General features: G+C 73.0%; 2 protein-coding genes and 1 pseudogene. 1 reads left to right on the top strand and 2 read right to left on the bottom strand.

Going from position 1 to position 2,402, the window contains the following annotated elements:
• A pseudogene (locus EHS43_RS42670) lies at positions 1 to 237 on the top strand (serine/threonine protein kinase); the annotation flags it as partial.
• 52 nt (positions 238 to 289) lie between these two features.
• Here EHS43_RS42670 and EHS43_RS42665 read toward each other — a convergent pair.
• Positions 290 to 1,108, bottom strand: coding sequence for an RNA methyltransferase (locus tag EHS43_RS42665; RefSeq protein WP_125195834.1), 819 nt, complete (start codon positions 1,106 to 1,108; stop codon positions 290 to 292).
• A 64-nt stretch (positions 1,109 to 1,172) separates the two neighbouring features.
• A partial coding sequence (gene cobA / locus EHS43_RS42660; protein ID WP_125195833.1) for a uroporphyrinogen-III C-methyltransferase occupies positions 1,173 to 2,402 on the bottom strand: 1,230 nt, incomplete at its 5' end.

Genomic DNA, 2,402 nt, shown 5'->3' with positions numbered 1-2,402 from the left:
ACGAACAGCCGCTGGCGCAGGAGACGGGGACCCCGTCTCCTGCGCCAGCGGCTGTTCGTGTTCGTCGTGGTGACCCTGCTCGTGGCGCTCGGCATCGCCGCGGCCCAGGGCTGCCAGGGGCCGTCGCGGGGACTGGGCGGTGACGACGGGGTCGTACGGGAAGAGCGACAGGGGCAGGTGCACGCGCCGCCGGACCAGGCACCGGTGCAGTGGCCGTCCGGTGGCGGCACGGGCTGAGCACCCGCCGGGACCGTCGCAGGCGCCCCCCGGGCCTTGAGGAAACCCCTGGTCAGACCTCAGGGCGCCCGGTGGCGACCGCGTAGAAGGCGACCGCGGCGGCCGCGCCCACGTTGAGGGAGTCGACGCCGTGGGCCATCGGGATGCGCACCCATTCGTCGGCGGCGACCAGGGCCTGGGTGGTGAGGCCGTCGCCCTCGGCGCCGAGCATCAGCGCGACCCGGTCCATCCGGTGCGGGGCGGCCTCGTCGAGGGTGCTGGCCTTGGCGTCCGGGGTGAGGGCGAGGAGGGTGAAGCCGGCCTCGCGGACCGAGTCCAGGCCCTTGGGCCAGGTGTCGAGGCGGGCGTAGGGGACGGAGAAGACCGCGCCCATGGAGACCTTGACGCTGCGGCGGTACAGGGGGTCCGCGCAGTCGGGCGAGAGCAGGACGGCGTCCATGCCGAGGGCCGCCGCCGAGCGGAAGATGGCGCCGATGTTGGTGTGGTCGTTGACCGACTCCATGACGACCACGCGCCGGGCGGTCTGGAGCAACTCCCCCGCGGTGGGCAGCGGTTTGCGCTGCATGGAGGCGAGGGCGCCACGGTGCACGTGGTAGCCGGTGACCTGTTCGGCGAGCTCGGGGCTCACGGCGTAGACGGGGGCGGGGAGTTCGTCGATGACGTCGCGCATGACGTCGACCCACTTGGCGGACAGCAGCATGGAGCGCATCTCGTAGCCCGCGTCCTTGGCCCGGCGGATGACCTTCTCGCCCTCGGCGATGAACAGGCCCTCGGCCGGCTCGCGTTTGCGGCGCAGTTCGACGTCGGTCAGGCCCGTGTAGTCGTGCAGGCGCGGGTCGTCGGGATCCTCGACGGTGATGAGATCGGCCACAGGGTGATACTGCCTTGTCCTGGGAGCGGTGCCAACGGCTGGGGACGGGTTGTGTTACCCCGGGTTACGCCAATGTCTGCGGCCCGACGGCGACCACCTCGCCGACGACGATGACGGCCGGGGGCTTCACGTCCTCGGCGACGACCACCTCGGCGACCGTCGCGAGGGTGGCGTCGACCCGGCGCTGGGCGGCCGTCGTCCCCTCCTGGACCAGGGCGACGGGAGTGTCGGGCGACTTGCCGTGGGCGACCAGGGTGTCGGCGATCTTGCCGATCTTGTCGACGCCCATGAGGATCACCAGGGTGCCGGTGAGCCGGGCGAGCGCGGGCCAGTCGACCAGGGAGCGCTCGTCGTCCGGGGCGACATGACCGCTGACCACCGTGAACTCGTGTGCCACGCCCCGGTGGGTGACCGGGATGCCGGCCGCGCCCGGGACCGAGATCGAGCTGGAGATGCCGGGGACGACGGTGCAGGGGATGCCGGCCTCGGCGAGGGCGTGCAGCTCCTCCATGCCACGGCCGAAGACATACGGGTCCCCGCCCTTGAGCCGTACGACCGACTTGCCCTGCTTGGCGTGTTCGATCAGCGCGTTGTTGATGGCCTCCTGGGCCATGAAACGGCCGTACGGGATCTTCGCCGCGTCGATGATCTCGACGTGCGGGGGGAGTTCGGCGAGGAGGTCGCGGGGGCCGAGGCGGTCGGCGATGACGACATCGGCCTCGGCCAGCAGACGGCGTCCGCGGACCGTGATCAGGTCGGGATCGCCGGGTCCGCCGCCGACGAGGGCGACGCCGGGGGTGCGGGTCCGATAGTGGGGGGCGACGAGGGTGCCGTCGCGCAGGCCCTCGACGACCGCGTCCCGGATGGCCGCCGTGTGGCGGGGGTCACGGCCCTTGGCGTTCGTCGTGAGCACGGCGACCGTGACGCCCTCGCTGTGGCCCGTCGCCGGGGTCCAGGCGGTGGCGGCGTCGGCGTCGTCGGAGCGGACGCACCAGACGCGGTGGCGCTCCGCCTCGGCGGAGGCGCGGGTGTTCGCGTCCGCGTCGCTGGTGGCGATGAGGGCGTACCAGGCGTCTTCGAGGTCTCCCTCGGCGTAGGGCCGCCGACGCCAGGTGATCTCTCCGGCGTCCGCCATGGCCTCGACGGAGGGGGTCGCCTCGGGGGAGACGAGGAGGACGTCCGCGCCCGCCGCGATCAGTGCCGGGAGGCGGCGCTGAGCGACCTGGCCGCCGCCGAGGACGACGACCTTGCGGCCGGTGAGGCGGAGGCCTACGGGGTAGGCGGGGTTCTCGGC

This window comes from Streptomyces sp. RP5T (assembly GCF_003933965.1).
Taxonomy (GTDB): Bacteria; Actinomycetota; Actinomycetes; order Streptomycetales; family Streptomycetaceae; genus Streptomyces.
Note: the sequence above shows the minus strand (reverse complement) of the source record. Positions and strands in the feature narration are given on the sequence as shown.